16 protein-coding genes are annotated in these 17,771 nt (G+C 44.2%); 10 read left to right on the top strand and 6 right to left on the bottom strand.

The features are described 5' to 3' along the window. Window positions 1–23 precede the first annotated feature (23 nt). The gene (locus tag P8S55_RS04785; RefSeq protein WP_289225141.1) at window positions 24–1,553 is read left to right on the top strand and encodes a methyl-accepting chemotaxis protein; all 1,530 of its coding nucleotides are present in this window, start codon (window positions 24–26) and stop codon (window positions 1,551–1,553) included. Window positions 1,554–1,613: 60 nt separating this feature from the next. Here P8S55_RS04785 and P8S55_RS04780 read toward each other — a convergent pair whose 3' ends face one another. Beyond that, complete coding sequence (locus tag P8S55_RS04780) at window positions 1,614–3,665, bottom strand: M3 family metallopeptidase (protein ID WP_289225140.1); 2,052 nt, start codon at window positions 3,663–3,665, stop codon at window positions 1,614–1,616. Between the two features lie 181 nt (window positions 3,666–3,846). Between P8S55_RS04780 and P8S55_RS04775 the strand changes: the two genes are divergently transcribed. From P8S55_RS04775 to P8S55_RS04735, 9 genes are all read left to right on the top strand, one after another. Continuing rightward, window positions 3,847–4,842: an ABC transporter substrate-binding protein gene (locus P8S55_RS04775; RefSeq protein WP_289225139.1), complete on the top strand. Its 996-nt coding sequence runs from the start codon at window positions 3,847–3,849 to the stop codon at window positions 4,840–4,842. Beyond that, on the top strand, window positions 4,839–7,565 hold the full coding sequence (locus P8S55_RS04770; RefSeq protein WP_289225138.1) for an EAL domain-containing protein: 2,727 nt from the start codon (window positions 4,839–4,841) through the stop codon (window positions 7,563–7,565). The genes P8S55_RS04775 and P8S55_RS04770 overlap by 4 nt, the downstream gene beginning before the upstream one ends. Beyond that, the gene (locus P8S55_RS04765; protein WP_289225137.1) at window positions 7,562–8,080 is read left to right on the top strand and encodes an adenine phosphoribosyltransferase; all 519 of its coding nucleotides are present in this window, start codon (window positions 7,562–7,564) and stop codon (window positions 8,078–8,080) included. The genes P8S55_RS04770 and P8S55_RS04765 overlap by 4 nt, the downstream gene beginning before the upstream one ends. 104 nt (window positions 8,081–8,184) lie before the next feature. Next, window positions 8,185–8,550, top strand: a complete 366-nt coding sequence (locus P8S55_RS04760) for a hypothetical protein (protein WP_289225136.1) — start codon at window positions 8,185–8,187, stop codon at window positions 8,548–8,550. Window positions 8,551–8,824: 274 nt separating this feature from the next. Beyond that, a complete protein-coding gene (locus tag P8S55_RS04755) occupies window positions 8,825–8,986 on the top strand; it encodes a hypothetical protein (protein WP_289225135.1) in 162 nt (53 codons plus the stop codon). A gap of 86 nt (window positions 8,987–9,072) precedes the next feature. Then, the gene (gene trxC / locus P8S55_RS04750) at window positions 9,073–9,504 is read left to right on the top strand and encodes a thioredoxin TrxC (protein WP_503010435.1); all 432 of its coding nucleotides are present in this window, start codon (window positions 9,073–9,075) and stop codon (window positions 9,502–9,504) included. A gap of 212 nt (window positions 9,505–9,716) precedes the next feature. Then, a complete protein-coding gene (locus tag P8S55_RS04745; RefSeq protein WP_289225133.1) occupies window positions 9,717–10,379 on the top strand; it encodes an ABC transporter ATP-binding protein in 663 nt (220 codons plus the stop codon). 85 nt (window positions 10,380–10,464) lie between these two features. Then, complete coding sequence (locus tag P8S55_RS04740) at window positions 10,465–11,508, top strand: extracellular solute-binding protein (RefSeq protein ID WP_289225132.1); 1,044 nt, start codon at window positions 10,465–10,467, stop codon at window positions 11,506–11,508. 47 nt (window positions 11,509–11,555) lie between these two features. After that, on the top strand, window positions 11,556–13,154 hold the full coding sequence (locus P8S55_RS04735; protein WP_289225131.1) for an ABC transporter permease: 1,599 nt from the start codon (window positions 11,556–11,558) through the stop codon (window positions 13,152–13,154). Between the two features lie 11 nt (window positions 13,155–13,165). Here the strand turns inward: P8S55_RS04735 and tsaC are convergent, their stop codons facing one another. From tsaC to P8S55_RS04710, 5 genes are all read right to left on the bottom strand, one after another. Beyond that, a complete protein-coding gene (gene tsaC / locus P8S55_RS04730) occupies window positions 13,166–13,714 on the bottom strand; it encodes an L-threonylcarbamoyladenylate synthase type 1 TsaC (RefSeq protein ID WP_289225130.1) in 549 nt (182 codons plus the stop codon). A gap of 139 nt (window positions 13,715–13,853) precedes the next feature. Beyond that, the gene (locus P8S55_RS04725) at window positions 13,854–14,570 is read right to left on the bottom strand and encodes a biotin--[acetyl-CoA-carboxylase] ligase (protein ID WP_289225129.1); all 717 of its coding nucleotides are present in this window, start codon (window positions 14,568–14,570) and stop codon (window positions 13,854–13,856) included. Window positions 14,571–14,898: 328 nt separating this feature from the next. After that, the gene (locus tag P8S55_RS04720; protein ID WP_289225128.1) at window positions 14,899–16,086 is read right to left on the bottom strand and encodes a heme biosynthesis HemY N-terminal domain-containing protein; all 1,188 of its coding nucleotides are present in this window, start codon (window positions 16,084–16,086) and stop codon (window positions 14,899–14,901) included. Then, window positions 16,083–17,012 carry an MCP four helix bundle domain-containing protein gene (locus P8S55_RS04715; RefSeq protein ID WP_289225127.1) on the bottom strand — a complete coding sequence of 310 codons (930 nt, stop codon included), beginning with the start codon at window positions 17,010–17,012 and terminating at the stop codon, window positions 16,083–16,085. The genes P8S55_RS04720 and P8S55_RS04715 overlap by 4 nt, the downstream gene beginning before the upstream one ends. A gap of 1 nt (window position 17,013) precedes the next feature. Continuing rightward, window positions 17,014–17,745 (bottom strand): uroporphyrinogen-III synthase, encoded by a 732-nt coding sequence (locus P8S55_RS04710; RefSeq protein WP_289225126.1) that lies wholly within the window; start codon window positions 17,743–17,745, stop codon window positions 17,014–17,016. Window positions 17,746–17,771 lie beyond the last annotated feature (26 nt).

Genomic DNA, 17,771 nt, shown 5'->3' with positions numbered 1-17,771 from the left:
CGCTTATATCCCCGACCTAAAGGATGGGGTTTTACGCGGGATTCGATAAAGTTCAAAAAAACGATGACTGGGGCTTTGCCCTCAACATGATTCGTTCGCGTGTAGCAGAACAAGCGGCACGCAACTATGATGCGCTCAAAGCATCTCATATTCTCAATGCAGCGATGAATTCAGCCAGCACCGGCATTATGGTTACCGATACTCACTTTGATATCCAAAATATCAACCTATCACTTCAGCAAATGTTAAATCGTAATCAAGCTGAGCTGGGTAAGTTAGTGGCTGACTTTAAAGCAGATAAATTAATTGATCACAGTCTTTTAGACATCACCCCTTTCTTTAAAACCGCCCATTCGGACTGGAAAACACTCACTGCACCCTGGACACAAGAAGTTGATCTAGGTGGTTTAGTTTTAAAGCTCACCCTAGTCCCAATTGTCCATGAGGGCAAACATTTAGGTTATGTGGTTGAATGGCTTGATCGAACCGCTGAAGCCAAGGTGACCCAGCAAATTGCCGCTGTTATTGAAGGCATGACTGAGGGCGACTTTAATCACCGCGTTGAATTTCATGCCGAAGGCGCACTCAACAATATTAAACAAGATGTCAATGCAGCCGTAAACGTAACCCAGCAAGCCATCAACGCTTATTCTGACACGATTAATGCGCTAGCCAAAGGGGATTTAACCCAACTCTGTGAACAATCATTCAAAGGTGAACTAGATCAACTTAAACAGGCTATTAACCAAAGCATTACTAAAATGCAATCGGTCGTCAGCGCGGCGATTGACGCATCTGAACTGGTTAGTTCGGCCGCCTACGAGGTAGCTGAGGGCGCTAACCAATTAAGTGAAAGCGTGCAGCAACAAGCGGCCGCGCTGGAGCAAACCTCGGCCACCATGAGTGAGATGAATGCCGCTGTTCAACAAAACACGGAAAACACTCAACACACCGCTCAGCTCGCCAGTCAAGTTCAGCAGGAACTTAACCAAAGCTCACAAGTCATGCAGCAAACCATTATAGCCATGAATGAAATTCAAGCCTCAAGCAGCCAAATTGCAGACATAGTCACCTTAATAGACAGCATTGCTTTCCAAACCAATCTTCTTGCACTGAATGCGGCGGTTGAAGCAGCGCGCGCAGGCGAACATGGTCGAGGCTTTGCGGTGGTTGCCAGTGAAGTGCGAGCGTTGGCACAAAAATCAGCCAATGCAGCGAAAGACATTAAACATTTAATCAGCACCAGTGTCGAGCGGATTAACGAAGGCACTAGCCTTGCATCAAAATCTAATGATGCGTTAAGCAAAATTAATCAATCCATTGATGATGTCAGTAAGATGATCAATCAAATCGCACAAGCGTCAAAAGAACAGGCCGAAGGCATTCATCAAGTTCATCAGGCAATTGCTGATATTGATGGCGTAACTCAACAAAACGCGGCATTAGTGGAACAAACGTCTGCGGCTGCAGAAAGCTTGCTGTCTCAAGCGACTACGCTTAAAAACGACATGGCTTTCTTTAAAACTGAAACAGAAGCCAAACGTCTCTATTAAACGCATAGATAACAAAAAAGCCCACTAACCAGGCCTGGTTAGTGGGCGTTTTAATGCCCGTTAAGCTGCGCTTGGCTGACTAAGAATGCCTGAATGACGAAGTAACGCATCTATCTGCGGCTCACGGCCTCGGAAGGCTTTAAACAATACCATCGGATCGACCGAGCCGCCTGCAGCTAAAATCGTGTTTTTAAACTTAAAACCTGTTTGTTGATTTAGCACACCTGTTTCCTCAAACAAACTAAACGCATCTGCAGACAATACCTCCGCCCATTTGTAACTAAAATAACCCGCCGCATAACCACCGGCAAAAATATGGCTAAAACTGTGCGCAAATCGATGGTAGCTGGGTGGAAAGACCACCGCAACTTCTTGGCGAACCCGTGCGATTAAGTCGGCCAAGGCTTCAGGTTGCCCAGAATCGTAGTCGGCATGTAATAAAAAGTCGAATAACGAAAACTCCAGCTGCCGCGCTAACATCATGGCCGATTGGAAATGGCGACTTTGTTTTAACGACTCAAATAACGCATCGGGCAAAGGCTCGCCTGTTTCATTATGTGCAGAGATTAAATCCAACCCCTCACGCTCCCAACAAAAGTTTTCCATAAACTGCGACGGTAACTCCACCGCATCCCAAGGCACACCGGCAATGCCAGAAATCGTCAAATGCTCCATTTCCGTCAACATATGATGTAAACCATGGCCAAATTCATGGAATAAAGTAGTAACTTCATCATGGGTTAAGCAGGCCTGCTGGTCACCAATCGGTGGAGTAAAATTACAAACTAAATACGCCACTGGCATGTGTAACGCGCCCTCAGGATGACGCCAACGACTTTGTACCACATCCATCCAGGCGCCCCCACGCTTGTTTTCACGGGCATATAAATCTAAATAAAACCCTGCCATCACCTCGCCTGTTGAGCTGTGCACTTCATAAAAACGTACATCCTGATGCCAAACGGATACGCCAGTTTTTTGCGCCACCTTAATACCAAACAACTGCTCAACAATCTTAAACAACCCGCCCAATGTATGCTCAACCGGAAAATAGGGTTTGAGCTGCTCTTGTGACAAACTCAGGGTTTTTTGTTTTAACTTTTCGCTGGCATAAGTGATATCCCAGGGCTGCAAATCATTAATCCCTAACTCAGTTTTAGCAAACCGTTTAAGCCTATCCAATTCAGCTTGCGCCTGAGGTTTAGCCTTGCGTCCTAAATCACGTAAAAAACCAATCACCTGATCCGTACTTTCCACCATTTTGGTGGCAATCGAATAATCCGCATAACTTTTAAATCCTAAAAGGGCTGCTTTTTGCTGACGTAACTGGCGAATTTCTTCAATCAACGCTGAATTGTCATACTCCGGGTAAACGCTCTGTTCTGAAGCACGGGTAGCAAACGCACGATAAACCTCTTCACGCAATTCGCGTTGATCTGCATGGGTCATCACCGCTAAATAACTCGGAAAGTCTAGGGTTACACGCCAACCTTCTAGCTGTTTTTGTTGAGCATACTGCGCTAATAAACCCATCGCCGATTCGGGTAAGCCCGCTAACTCGTTGGGATCAAGAATCTGTTTAGACCAGGCCTGGGTAGCTTTTAATACATGATTACCAAACTGGCTAGATAACTGTGACAAGCGTTGACTGATACGTTTAAATTCTGATTGCTGCTCAGCAGGCAGATCAATCCCGGACAACCTAAAATCACGCAGCGCATTATCCACTACCTTTTTTTGCGCCAAATTAAGCCGAGCATAAACCTCACTGTTCGCTAAACCATCAAAGCGAGCAAACAAGGCGGCATTTTGCCCGAGTTCCGTATAATACTCGGTGACCTTTTGCATGCTCACATCGTAAGCCTCATGCCAATCATCCGCATTACGTACCGAATCTAAATGACCAATCGGCCCCCAAATACGCTCAAACTGCTGATCGATTTTTTCTAAGGGTTCAACCAAATTTTGCCAACTTGGTGAGCCATCACTCGCCAACAACCGAGCTAAGGCCGCGCGACTCGTCGCTAACAACTGATCAATAACCGACTCGATCTGATCCGCTTGAAGTGCATTAAAATCGGGTAACTGATTTTTCAAACTCGCTATTTGCATGACCACTCTCTCATAATTTATCAAACTAATTTTGATTATAACCCACTCAAGCCAAACGTAAAAACAGGCTAAATCCAGCTTATCCCCGTAATTTGACTTAAACAGGATAATAAAATTAACGTTTTAAAGGTTATTTGGTAAACTAATTTTATTATTTTTGCTTAATTTTTGGCCTTACCCTATGCAACCATCTGACGACCTATTTTTCAGCCGTCGAAACCTGCTTAAATCAGCTGCACTCATGCCGCTTGCCCCCGCGCTTTTATTGTCAGCTTGCAGCCAAAAACAACCTCTGCGTGTTGCTGGCCATATATGGCCAGGTTATGAGTTTATTCAGCTTGCTCAGGGCTTTAATTGGCTTAACTCCAATCACGTCACGCTCATCGATACAGCCTCCGCCTCGGAGTCAATGGATTTAATCCGCCAAGGAAAAGTTGATGCTGTTAAGCTAACGCTGGATGAGGTGCTTCGTTTATGTGCTGAAGGCTTATCGCTTGAAGTCGTATTAATTTTTAATATTTCGATGGGCGCCGATGTGGTTATTAGCCGTCCGGAGATTACAGAGCTCTACCAGCTTGAAGGTAAACGAGTTGGTTTTGAAAAAACCGCACTGGGCGCAGTGATGTTTAACGAACTGCTAAAAACCGCCCAACTTACCCTAGACCAAGTCACACCTATAAACTGTACAATAGACGATCACCACCAGGCCTGGTTACAATTTGATATTGATGCGCTCATTACCTATGAACCGGTTGCCAGCCAAATTTTGCAACAAACCCAAGGTTATAGGCTGTTTGATAGCCGCAAACTACCGGATATGATTTTTGATGTACTGGCGATACGGAGCGGCTTAGCTAATTATAAAAACAAGTATTTAAACAACCTGATTCAACAGCACTTTAACGCGCTAAACTATTTTAAACTTAACCCCATGGATACCAGTCATCGAATGGCAGATCGTCTTAGCTTACAACCCGAACAGGTTTTACAGGTTTTTAGAGGGTTATTATTAGCGGATGAGACGTTAAACTATGCCTACTTGTCTAATCAAAATCAACGCTTATCCAATGCCGTAACGCGCTTGTTACAGATTATGAAAACGGCGGATATTATGGACAGCGATTGTAATACAAAAGGATTATTTAACCCTCGTCACCTACCCAGAGGCCTAGTATGAAAAAGGCCATCCTCAGTGGTCTGTTATTTTGCCTAGGCCTAACCCAAAGTTGGGCCACTAGCCACCCCCCTCTAGTTATTGGCTTATTAGCGTTTGAACCTAAAGAAATCGCACAAGCCCGCTGGCAGCCCCTCGAAAATAGAATAAATGCCCATCTAAACAACCTCCAAGTTCAAATTATCCTGCTAGACTATCAAGAATTAAATCAAGCCGTCACACAACGTGAAATTGATTTTGTATTCACCAATTCCGGACACTTTATACAACTGAGCCAATCGAGCGGTTTAAGCAGCCCGCTTGTCAGCATGATAAAGTACGATAAAGGCCTAGCTTTAAGAGGCTTTGGCGGTGTTGTCATGGTCAAAAGTGATCGCACCGATATTTTAGACCTCCAAGACCTTAAAGGCTTGCGAATCGCCACGCCCAGTAAAGCGTCTTTCGGAGGCTATATGGTGCAAGCCTATGAGCTAATGAAACTTGGCATACGTATGCCGCAGCAGGTTCAGCTGATTGAAACCGATATGCCGCATGATCGAGCGGTGATGGCGGTATTAAATAACCAAGCCGATGTGGCTTTTATTCGGACCGGATTACTCGAATCGATGATTGAGCGCGGCTTAATTCGTGCTGAAGAAATACGCGTGCTTAATCCACAAAAACTTAGCAGCTTTCCTTTTTATTTATCAACCCGCCTCTATCCAGAGTGGCCGTTAGCGGCGATGAATCATGTCGATGAACAACAGGCTGGACAATTAGCAGGGGCCTTATTGGCGCTTCCTTATGCAGGGCCAGCGATGCAACAGGCTGGGGTTTATGGTTTTAGTATTCCGGCGGAATATGAACCCGTTCGTGAACTGATGCGCACACTTAAACTGCCGCCTTATGATATTGACCAAGAAATTACACTTGATGATATCTGGCATGCCCACAAACTGACGATTCAACTTACCCTATCGGCTATTCTTATTATCCTTACGCTAAGTGGATTATTGGTTGTTATCTATTTAAGATTAAAGTCGAGTTTTATTGAGTTAAAACAAAAGGAACGCGACCTACAGCTCGCCGCTGTTGCCTTTGAAACCCAAGAAGCCATCTTGATCACCGACCAAAATGAAAATATTATTAGCGTTAACAAGGCGTTCACTGATATTACCGGTTACAGTCCTAACGAAGTGCTCGGCAAAACACCCCGTATTCTCAGCTCGAATCGCCATAACAAACACTTTTTTCAAACCCTTTGGGATGAAATTAAAATCACTGGCGGCTGGAGTGGTGAGGTTTGGAACAAAAGAAAAAATGGTGAAATTTTTCCTGAGTATCAAACGATTACCGCGATAAAAAACGAAAAAAACCAGGTTACCCACTACCTATCAACCTTTAGCGATATTACTCAACGTAAACTCAACGAAGAACAAATTCACCAATTAGCTTTTTATGATCCGCTTACCGACTTAGCTAATCGACGTTTACTTGAAGATCATATCAAACAAGCCCTAGCATCCAGTGCACGTAATCTGCACTACTGCGCTTTACTGTTTATCGATCTTGATCACTTTAAGAATTTAAATGACTCCCTCGGCCATAAAATTGGCGATGAACTGCTTAAACAAGTTGCTCTGCGTTTGCTTGAATGTGTCCGAGAAGGGGATACGGTTGCTAGGCCTGGTGGCGATGAATTTATTATTCTGCTGGAAAACCTGAGCCGAGATAAAACCATTGCCGCTCGCGAATGCCAGAAGATAGGCGAAAAACTGCTACTGGCATTTAACCAACCTTTTTCCCTAAGTGATGGCAACTTCAGTATGACCGCCAGTATTGGCATTAACTTGTTTATTGATCACTATGAAACCGTCGATGAACTGATGAAGCGCTCAGACCTGGCGATGTATAAAGCCAAAGAAGAAGGACGCAATACGCTGCGATTTTTTGACTGCAGTATGCAAATTGCGGCCAGCAAACGAATAGAAATTGAAGCCAATCTTAGGCGCGCTATTGAAGAAAATCAATTTGAGCTTTGCTATCAGCCTAAGTTTAATCAACAGCAGTGTTTACAAGGCTATGAAGCCCTAATCAGATGGCATCACCCAACCAAAGGGTTGATATCGCCGGCAGATTTTATCCCCGTTTCGGAAGAAACCGGTTTAATTATACCTATAGGTTATTGGGTGATTGAGCAGGCATGCCAGCGATTAGTAGATTGGCAACAACACACTGACAAACAACATTTAACCCTAGCCGTCAATATTAGCGCTTATCAGTTCCGTCACAACGCCTTTGTCGATCAAGTGTTAGAGCTACTCAAACGCTATCCCATTGATCCGCACAAGTTAGAGTTTGAGATCACCGAAAGCATGCTCATGAATGACATACAAGTCAGTATCCAGAAAATGAACAAGCTTAATCGATTAGGTATTAGCTTTTCGCTCGACGATTTTGGTACGGGCTATTCGTCTTTAAGTTATTTAAAAAACTTACCGCTTAGCTGCTTAAAAGTTGATCAATCCTTTGTACGAGACATGTTAATTGACCTCAATGATGCCGCTATAGTAGAAACCGTGATTGCCCTTGCTAAAATCCTTAAGCTTCAAGTGGTGGCTGAGGGCGTTGAAACCCAAGAACAAGCCGATAAATTGCTGCAACTTGGCTGTGATTTATTCCAAGGCTACTTTTACGGCAAACCCGAACCTCTCAAACCCCTAACCACCTTAAAGGACCAAGAATGAGCGCACACCCTTTAGCCCAATATATCAGCAGCGTGGAAGACTTTCCAAAACCAGGGATCGTATTTCGTGATATTTCACCGCTATTAAAACACCACTTTGCACAAACCATAGATGCACTAAGTGCGCTGTTTAGCGATGAAGAATGGCAACAAATTGATCATATTGCCGGTATTGAATCGCGCGGTTTTGTATTTGCCTCTGCACTCGCTTACAAACACAATAAAGGCTTTATCAAAATTCGTAAACCCGGTAAATTACCTGATGTGTATGCTTCGATTGAATACGGGCTCGAATACGGTCGCGATAAATTAGAAATGCAAAAAGGCTGTGGCGCCAATATTATTCTGCTTGATGATCTAATCGCCACTGGCGGCTCCATGGGCGCGGCCTGCCAGTTATCACAACAGGTAGGCTACAACATTATCGGTCTCGCTTGTCTTGTCGACCTTGCCGCGCTGAATAGTTTTGAATATCAAGGCATGAAAGTACGCTCTGTGATTCAGTATCACGATTAATACTTGATTTTACAATGAAAAAAATGACATAATTAATGCTAAATAAGCTTTGTATAAAATTCATAATACACAAAGTAAAATGCTGAAAAGCCAAGGAGGTTATTATGAGTATCGCAATAAACCCTAGTATGCAATCCATGGCATTATCCATGGCGCCCCAACAAAACCAAGCGGCGCAACAAGAGCAAAATAAACTAACAGAGCGCTCCGTGTCGGCCGTACCTACGGGTGGCAATGATACGGTTACCTTATCGGCAACCAATCCGAACCCGGTTAACGATTATTTGAATCTCGCTGCCAGCCAAACCGTAAATCAAAACAACCCGGTGCAAGAACAATTAATTCAATCTAACGACGTAACCAATGGCTTAACCTATGCAACAAGCTTACAGGCTCAAGCTAACTTTAATGCTCAGCAACTCAACCAAGTAGCGGCTGAACCCATTAATGAGCGCACAGAAAACACCTAAGTCTTAAAACTTTATTGGACGGCTTAAATTAACAAGCTGTCCAAATGTTTATCGTCATAGTTTCTCAATAGTCTTTTTATAATTAGCCGTTAAACTAGCTTTAAGATTTGATTAACAGGCTACTCCGTCATAAGTAGCCGCTAAGTTCATTAATCAAGTTGGACCCCCTTGGGCAAGGTTTGCCCAAGCTTTGAGTTGTTTTACAACTCAGCTCCTCAGACTATTACGCGGCTTTTAAGCCGCGTTTTTTTATGCAAATCGGATGCTTTTGATCATGGAACACAGTTACAAATTTGGCCGAGGAACCGATGAAGCCCATAAGCGCGATCAAACTTTATTTGCGACCCGTTTCGAATTTCGTGACCAGACATTGCATCAATTTGTGGATTATGGTTATGAAAAATCAGGCAAAAAAGTCCCAAACCCGACTGACTAGACGATTAAACCCCACCAACAGCCATTGAGTTTTTCATTTTAAGCCCCATTTAAAGCTAAAATAATGTCATAAACTTGGAGCTTAAGATGATTATAATGTGCCCTCATTGCGCAGGATTAAACCGCGTCGCCGCTGAAAAATTAAATGCCAACCCGAAATGTGGCCATTGCCAGCAGGCGCTCTTTACTGGCCAACCCATAGAGATGAATTACTCACAGTTCAAACGTGCATTAGAAAAAAGTGAACAGCTATTAGTAGTGGACTTTTGGGCGCCTTGGTGTGGGCCTTGCAAAATGTTTGCTCCAACCTTTGCCCAAGCTGCTGCCCAGCTTGAGCAAAGCCAACCACAAACCCGATTTATAAAAATTAATACTGAACAGGAACCAGGCCTAGCGGCTGAGTTCCATATACGCTCAATCCCAACCCTAGCGATATTTAAAAACTCTAAAGAAATAGATCGAATATCAGGCGCAATGGATTTAACCCAATTTAAACAATGGGTATCAACCCATTTTTAGCCAATTCTGCCTGAATAACTAGGACGATAAAAGACAAAGGCATATCACTCAAAAAACACCTAGGTTAGGTTAGCGTGATACAGCTAATGCGATAAAAAAACTAATTAGGCACAAACCTCAAGGCCCATAAAAATATTTTGTCATCCTGCTATTGCAAATTACTATCATTTGTTTTAAATTAGATACTATCAATTTACTGTTAGGTCTAAACCATGTTAAAACTCAGTAATATTCAAGTCGTTTACAATCAAACACCGGTACTTGACCAATTCAATCTCGATATCGCAGCGGGAGAAATTGTCGGCATCCTTGGTCCAAGTGGTTGCGGTAAAAGCACGCTATTGCGCGCGATTGCCGGATTTGTTGAAATTGCAAAGGGTGAAATATGTTTAAATGATAGTTGCTTGGCGAGCTGTCAATGTACTGTGCCTCCTGAAAAACGCGGGGTCGGTATGATGTTTCAGGACAATGCGCTCTTCCCACATTTAACCATTGAAGATAACATTGCATTTGGTATCAATAAGTTATCAAAATCTGAACGTAAACAGCGTGTGGCTGAACTGATTGAGTTAATTCAACTACAAGGTCTAGAAAACCGCTATCCCCACGAGCTTTCTGGTGGCCAACAACAACGTGTAGCACTAGCCCGCGCACTCGCTCCTAAACCGAGTTTAATTTTATTTGATGAGCCTTTTTCAAACCTTGATACTACACTCAGCGAACACCTAGCGGTTGAAGTCCGCCAACTGCTTAAACAACAGAACACGGCAGCTATTTTAGTCACCCACACCTTCCGCGAAGCACAGCTCATGTGTGATCGGTATGGTACCTTCGAGAGTTGTTTGCTGGGTAATATGTCACAGAAAGTTGCTTAATAATTTATTTAAAAAAAAACCTAACCCTGGCGTTTTTTTGTAGCCAAGAATAGTAATGATAATTTTTTATTTTAGGAAAATGACAATGAAAAAATGGTTCGCTTTACTCCTTACTTCTAGTCTACTAGGTCTAGCGGCCTGCTCAAAAGATAGCCCTACAAATAGCGATGCAGAACAGCAAGCTCAAGTAGAAGCCAATAAGGTTGTGGTTTATTCTTCGCGCGCAGAGCATTTGATTAAACCATTATTTGATAAATTTACCGCTGAAACCGGTATCGAAGTTCGATTTCAAACAGGAAATGCAAATGCATTAATTGAGCGCTTACGTGCAGAAGGGTCAAATACACCTGCTGATATCTTAATGACCGTGGATGCAGGTAATCTATGGTATGCAGCCGACCAGGGTTTATTGCAACAACTCAATAGTCCTATTATTGAAAAAAATATCCCTGCCCATTTACGTGACCCTGATCAATTATGGACGGGACTTTCAGTAAGAGCACGCACATTTGTGTACCATTCTGACAAAATTGACCCTGCTCAATTAACCACCTATGAAGACCTGGCTGATCCAAAATGGAAAGGTCGTTTATGCTTGCGCACATCCGCCTCTGTTTACAACAAGTCACTGGTTGCCGCACTGATGCACCATCACGGTGAAGCCAAGGCAGCTGAAGTCATTACTGGGTGGGTTAATAACCTTGCAACAAAACCTACCGCCCGCGATGTTCATGTTATGGATGCTATTTTAGCCGGCCAGTGTGATGTTGGGCTCGTTAACACCTATTACTATGGTCGTTTAGAAGCGGATAACCCGAATACGCCTTTGAAACTCGCTTGGGCTAACCAGGAATCAACCGGTACCCATATTAATATTTCAGGTGCTGGGATAGTTAAACATGCTAGCCAGCCCAATAATGCGCGCAGCCTAATCGAATGGCTATCTGCTGAGAAAGCGCAACAAACCTTCGGTGCACTGAATCGCGAATACCCGGCCAACCCATCCATTGATAATGACGCTCTAGTCGCTGCCTGGGGTGAATTTAAACAAGATCAACTGAACTTGCGTCAGGTCGGTGTGTTGCAACAAGCTGCAACGATGTTAATCAACCGCGTTGGTTATGAATAAACGCATAGCCCTTTCCGCTTGCTTTAAATTACACTTAAAATAGCGTAATGAATTCAAAATTAACCTGGCAAATTTCTCTGTGGGCACTGATTGTTTTAATCAGCTTGCCCCTTTTACGTTTGTTATCAGCTTGGCTCGAACCGAGTACAGAAGTTTGGCAACACCTTTATGAAACCCTGCTGTTTGACCTGATCAGCAATACTCTCTGGCTTTTATTTGGCGTTGGGGTGGGGGTTACCCTATTGGGTGTGGTCATGGCATGGTTTGTTACCATGTGTGAATTTCCCGGCCGCAAGTGGCTCGAGTGGATGCTATTCCTACCGTTTGCCATTCCTGCTTATGTTTTAGGTTTCGTTTATCTTGGATTATTTGATTTTCCTGGCCCAGTTCAAAGCTTTCTTCGCGAACATTTCAACTGGGCTGGCCTAGATATACGTCAAGGTAGCTTAAGCATCATTATTGTCATGACGCTGGTACTTTATCCCTATGTTTATATGCTTGCACGCAACGCGTTTTATAGTCAGGGTAATGGGTTAGTGGAAAGCGCGCGCCTGTTGGGGCAAAATCCGTTTGGCGTATTTTTGCGTGTTTCTGTTCCGCTCGCACGCCCTGCCATTGCGGCGGGCGTGATGCTCGCACTGATGGAAACCCTCGCTGACTTTGGCACCGTATCGATTTTTAACTACTCAACCCTCACTAGTGGTATTTTTAGCGTTTGGGAAGACTTCCGTTCTCTCCAAGCTGCGGCGCAGCTGTCTACCGCTATATTGGCTATAGCGATTTTATTAATTTTAATTGAACGCTGGAGCCGAGGCCGTGCACGTTATGACTCGACTAAACATATGAGTTCGCGTCCCTATAGACTTAAAGGTATCAAAGCCTGGTCGGTTACACTTTTAGTGTCCAGTGTGGTGTTTTTTGCCTTTATTTTACCGGTCGCACAGTTAGTTATTTGGGCCGCCCAAACATTAACTGAAGAATGGGATACACGTTACTTTGACTGGATTAGCAATAGTTTTATGTTGGCGTTTGGCGCGGCTTTTTTAACGGTTGGCTTGGCGGTTATTGTAAACAGTGTGCGGATGCAAACGCGTTTATCTTGGCCACTTCGAGTAGGGATTCGCTTTGCAAATCTTGGTTATGCCTTACCTGGCTCGGTATTAGCCGTTGGCATTATGCTGCTAATTATTGATCTAGGTGAAATGATTTCTCCCGGTACGGGTATTTGGTTAAGCTCAGGTGTGCTTGCTTTGCTATTGGCTTATATGGTACGTTTTTTAGCCGTTGCTTATGGGCCAGTAGAAAGCAGCTTCGACACCATAACGCCCTCCATGACTGAAGCGGCACGTAGTTTAGGCGCATCCACACCGCGTTTAGTATCGCATATTTATTTCCCGATCTTAAAACCAGGCCTGGTGATTGCTGGCTTTATGGTCGCGGTCGATGTCATGAAGGAACTGCCCGCTACCTATCTCTTGCGCCCTTATGGTTGGGATACACTTGCCATTCGTATTTATGAACTGAGCTCCGAAGGCCTATATGATCGCGCAGCGATTCCATCTTTAATGTTGTTGCTACTGGGTTTAGCTAGTTTGTATATGGTTCACCTGGTTAATAAGCGCTATAAAATTAAAGCGCGGACTTAACTCGCGTCTTTTTACCTCAAACGCTGTCCTGATAGCGCATCCCAAATCTGCGAAGGTTTCGCTAAGCCACCTAACTCTGCATTTAAACACCAAACCTGGTCACCAAAATAATCCTTTACCTGCTGACAGCTTCTAGCCGGTTCTAGTGTTGCAGGATTAGCCGATGTTGACACCAACACACCTTCACCACAAAGCGCCTGTACAATTGGATGATGACTCACTCTAACTGCCACCGAATCATGTTGTCCACTCACCCAAACCGGACATGAATCCGTTTTAGGTAGTAACCATGTCACCGCCTGCATTGGATTGTGCCATGAGTCCAATACCTTTTGCGACCAGGCCTGGTTATAGAGCTGGGTTAAGGTTACAAAGGCTTCGGGCTTAGCGGCCACCAAAATTAACCCTTTCTCGACAGCTCGCTGCTTTAAAGACAAAATTCGCTCAACAGCCTGCTGATTAAACGGATCACAACCCAACCCAAACACCGCTTCCGTTGGATAGGCAATCACCTCACCCTGTTTAAGTTTATCCTTAGCTATGGCTACCCACTCATCCATATCGGTTTAATCCTCTCTGAAAACCACTATTCTAGGCGACTTGGGGTTCAATCGGGGGAGTATTTGGTCTATGAGGAGGACTAAAAAGCGGATCAACCGTAGCTAAGCCATATAAATTAAGCGTGTGTCTCGGCCACAATCAGCCTTTCCTTAATGACCACTGGCTTGATACCAATGCTAGGTCGGACTCTAGCGTTTTAACCAACGCCGCCCCCTGATAGCTAATTCCTTGGTAAACAGCTTGCTGAACGCTTGAGTCCAAGGTTGAGAGAAGATTAAGGGGCTCACCTTTAAGAAAATAATCATGCTGAGTCCAATAGACCCAATCCTGCTTAGTAAAATCAAGCGATTCGAGCCGCGTCATTAGTTGATTCAACAAAACCTGGTGATCAAAAAACGCAACGGCACTTGCGCCTACTGCGATTTGTTCTGGCGTTAGGGGTTGACGATTAATGCCTATACCAATAATCAAACACGGTTTATTGAGCTGGGTTTTGGCGACCTCAATCAAAATGCCCGCCACTTTACCCCTTTGATCAAACAGATCATTCGGCCATTTCAACCATAACGCCTGTGCTGTTAGTTGATGCAGTGCCTGGTGCAAGGCCGTCGCTACTTTTAAACTCAAACAAGGGTCAGGTTTGAGCCCTTCAGACAATGGATAGGCAATTGAAAAGATACATGAGCGATCCGTGGTTAACCAAACGCGTTGTCTTTGACCATAGCCTGATGTCTGCTGGCGAGTAGTGCATATCAATGGGCGTGAAACTAAATGGGTTTTTATATGGTCTTTTAAAAAGCGATTGGTAGAATCCACTCTATCCAACTCAATCTGATCATAGCTAGGTATTTGCAAATACTATCCTTAGGTTTCACGTGAAACATAGCCCAACCCGAATTTAAAACTAACCAGGCCTGGTTGCTATCTTTTCTGCCAAATTTGAGTTAAACAATGCGGACACACACTATGGATCACTTTTGGTTTATTAACTAAATGCTCAAATGTTTGTTCACGTAACAGAAAGTAACACATTTCAACCGCACCCTCATCGAGAGGCCTGAGCACTAGTCCATAAACTTAGTTATGCACAAGCTATACTTAATTTTTAGTCTTCCATACAGTCTGACCGTATTTTTGTTTACTTGCCTGCTTTTTAAGCAAGTTCATAGCCTTAAATAATCGACTAAACTCGGTCTTTTTTGGGTTTATCTAATTCTAGCATCGCCTGCTTATAGACAAGAGCCGCTTGGCGTTCTTCGCCTTCAGCCTCGTAGCATTGCGCGAAAGCATGAAAGGTTTCCAGCTCCGGCTGCAATTTTAAACTCTGCTTGAAATAATCATGAGCCTGCCCCCAAAGCTGGCTTTGGCAAGCTAAACGCCCCAAGGTTAAATACAGCACCGCTGAATCAGGGTGATTTTTCAACCAGGCCTGGGCCTTTTTGAGTCGATCGTACGCTGGACCAAACTGAATTCTGCCATAGTAATAAATCAAGCTTTCGTCCCATTGCGCTTTGATTGCTTTTTCAATCCATTCGTTCAACCCATTGAGTTGATCGGCCTTAATCGCCGCTTTGATATATTCAACCAGAATTTGCGGATTGAGTTTTTGCTTACTAGTAAGGTCCTGCCATTGCTGCTCAAGGTCTGAAAAACTCAAGGATTGAGCAAGCTGCATGGCCAACACATCGGTTTCCAGTTGCGCCAAATCTTGCCGCGATAACCCGCTGTTTTGTTTAATGACTGGTATCATCTCACGCAAACGCACCAGTTGCTTGAGCTGGCGTAATAGTTGGACATACTCTTGTAAAACGACTTGGTGCTTTGGGTACTGTTTATGCAATTCGGCTAAAATAACTGTCGCCAGTGCGGGGTCTTTTTCAGCTGATAACCTCGCCTCGACCAAGCCAATCGTTAAACTTTGTTCTGGGTATTCCAGCTTAGCTTGTTTAAGATAATTGTCCCGACGTTGCTCAGCTTGTTGCATCGCGGCCATTTTTGCGGCGGTTAAATAATGCATCAGCCCGTTTTGGCTGAGTTTAGCGGTTTTAATCAATTGCTTTTCGGCTTGTGACCAATCTGCAGACTCTTGCGCAATCAAACCTCTTACTAAAGAGGTTTCAGCCTGTTGGTAACGCTTAATGCGTCGATGGTTACGCCACACTGCGGGTATGCTAATCAGCCACAGCCAGCTACGAATCAACAGATAGGCAATAACAAATAACACTATTAATAAAGCGAGTACAAATGTAACGCTCGTATCAATATGCCAAACATCCCAACGTAAACTCACTTCTCCAAGGTTTAACAAGGCTAAGCTGGAAAGCAACACGGCTGCAATTAAAGTTAAACTCCACTTCACCAGTGTTTTCATTGTTCATCCTCGGTGTGTTTTTTAATGCTAAACAGCTGGTTAAATATTGATAAAAAACCTTCTAGTTGGGGCGTGACTTCTTCAAGCGTTTGTTCAATTTGCGGTTTTACTCGCTCAATCCATTCTTGTTGCTGATCGGCCAGGTTGCCAAGCTGTTCGTTAAAACCTTGAAGCTGGCTTTGCAAACGCGCTTTATCTTGTTGCCATTGTTCAGAATTAACATAGTCATTAAACTGGGCTAAGCTTTCTTTGCTTTGCTGGTTTAATTGTTGTAAATCTCGATTAATTTGCTCGAGCGCATTATCCAACTGTGAACGCAACTGATTTAAATCTCGGCGCAAACTTGGGTCCTCAGTTTGAATCACCGATGACAAGGACGAATCAAGCCCATTGCTATCAATTTCAACCGGCTTATCGGCCTGTGGCATGGACGCTCTAGTCTGTGCAAAGGTTTCACTAAGTGATACCAGGTGCAGTTGCATTTCATTTAACTGGACCTCCACCGCTGCAAACTGCTGTTCAAATTGCTGAGCTTGACCCTGCTGAGCTTGAAGCTCTTGGTGAATTTGCTGGATTTGGCTTTGCTGATAGGCAATTTTTTCGATTACCCGCTCAATCATCATACCTTGAGGCTCAGCGTGGTGGCTTATCGGTTCTGCCGCAAGACTATGTAATACGGGCTGTAACTGCAACCAGGTTGCGAGGGCGGTAGCTAACGCACCTCCCGAAACCAACATAATCACAAGGGTAAGTAAAAACGAGCGTTGATTGTTTGTCGATGGGCGCGGTTTTTCTACTGCCTGCGTTTTTTTAACTTCTGTTGACGCTTGTTTTTCAGGACTTTCTATCTTTTGCTCTTTATCCGCTTCAATAAACTCACCTTCAACGGCATGTTGATTCGCTTTAGGGGTAATCGGCTCACTCATTTTATTCTCCTTGAGAATTAAGCAATAGGGTAAAACTATCTAATACAGCCTGGTCCGTTGAATTGGCTGTCACCAATGCACGTCCTACAAATCCCTGCTGCCTTGCATAGTCTGCAATGCGTTGACTAAACGTAATAAAGGGTTGCGCTCGGTACCAGGCCTGGTTATTAGCTGAACGTTGTTTAACAAACGCATCTAAACTGGCATTACTGCTAAAAAACAAAACCGGATAAGGCATCTGTTTAAAGCGTGACCAGGCCTGGTGACAGAAGGGAGCGGCTACACGTCGATAGACCTCGTAGAATGCCACGTCTGCGCCTTGTTGCTTTAGGGTTTCAGCCAAGACGGCTCGCCCGCCATCACCACGCACAACCCCCACTTTCAATCCTTTTGGCTGTTTGAAAACAGCCAACGCCAGCATGCCTTCCGAATCATAACGGCTTGGCAGGGGCTGAGTATTTTGCCAACCCTGCAGCGCGATGGCCTCGGCGGTCGCTGCGCCGACAGCAACCAACTTCGCTGTTTGTGACTGTTCGCTGGCCAGCTGCTTTGCAAAATGCAAAACAGCATTTCGACTGACAAACACCCAAACATCTTGCTGATGCCAATTCGGACTTTTGGGCAAAAGCTGGGTTTCAATCTGTAGCGCGGGACATTCGATCACGCAATAACCCGCTTGCTGAAACAAATCCGTCAGCCTCTTCGCCTGATGAGCAGGTCGCGTATTAAGCAAACATACCCCAGAGTGTATACAGGACG

Origin of the sequence: Thiomicrospira sp. R3, from assembly GCF_029581415.1 — a bacterium.
In the GTDB taxonomy this organism is placed as follows: domain Bacteria; phylum Pseudomonadota; class Gammaproteobacteria; order Thiomicrospirales; family Thiomicrospiraceae; genus Thiomicrospira.
Note: the sequence above shows the minus strand (reverse complement) of the source record. Positions and strands in the feature narration are given on the sequence as shown.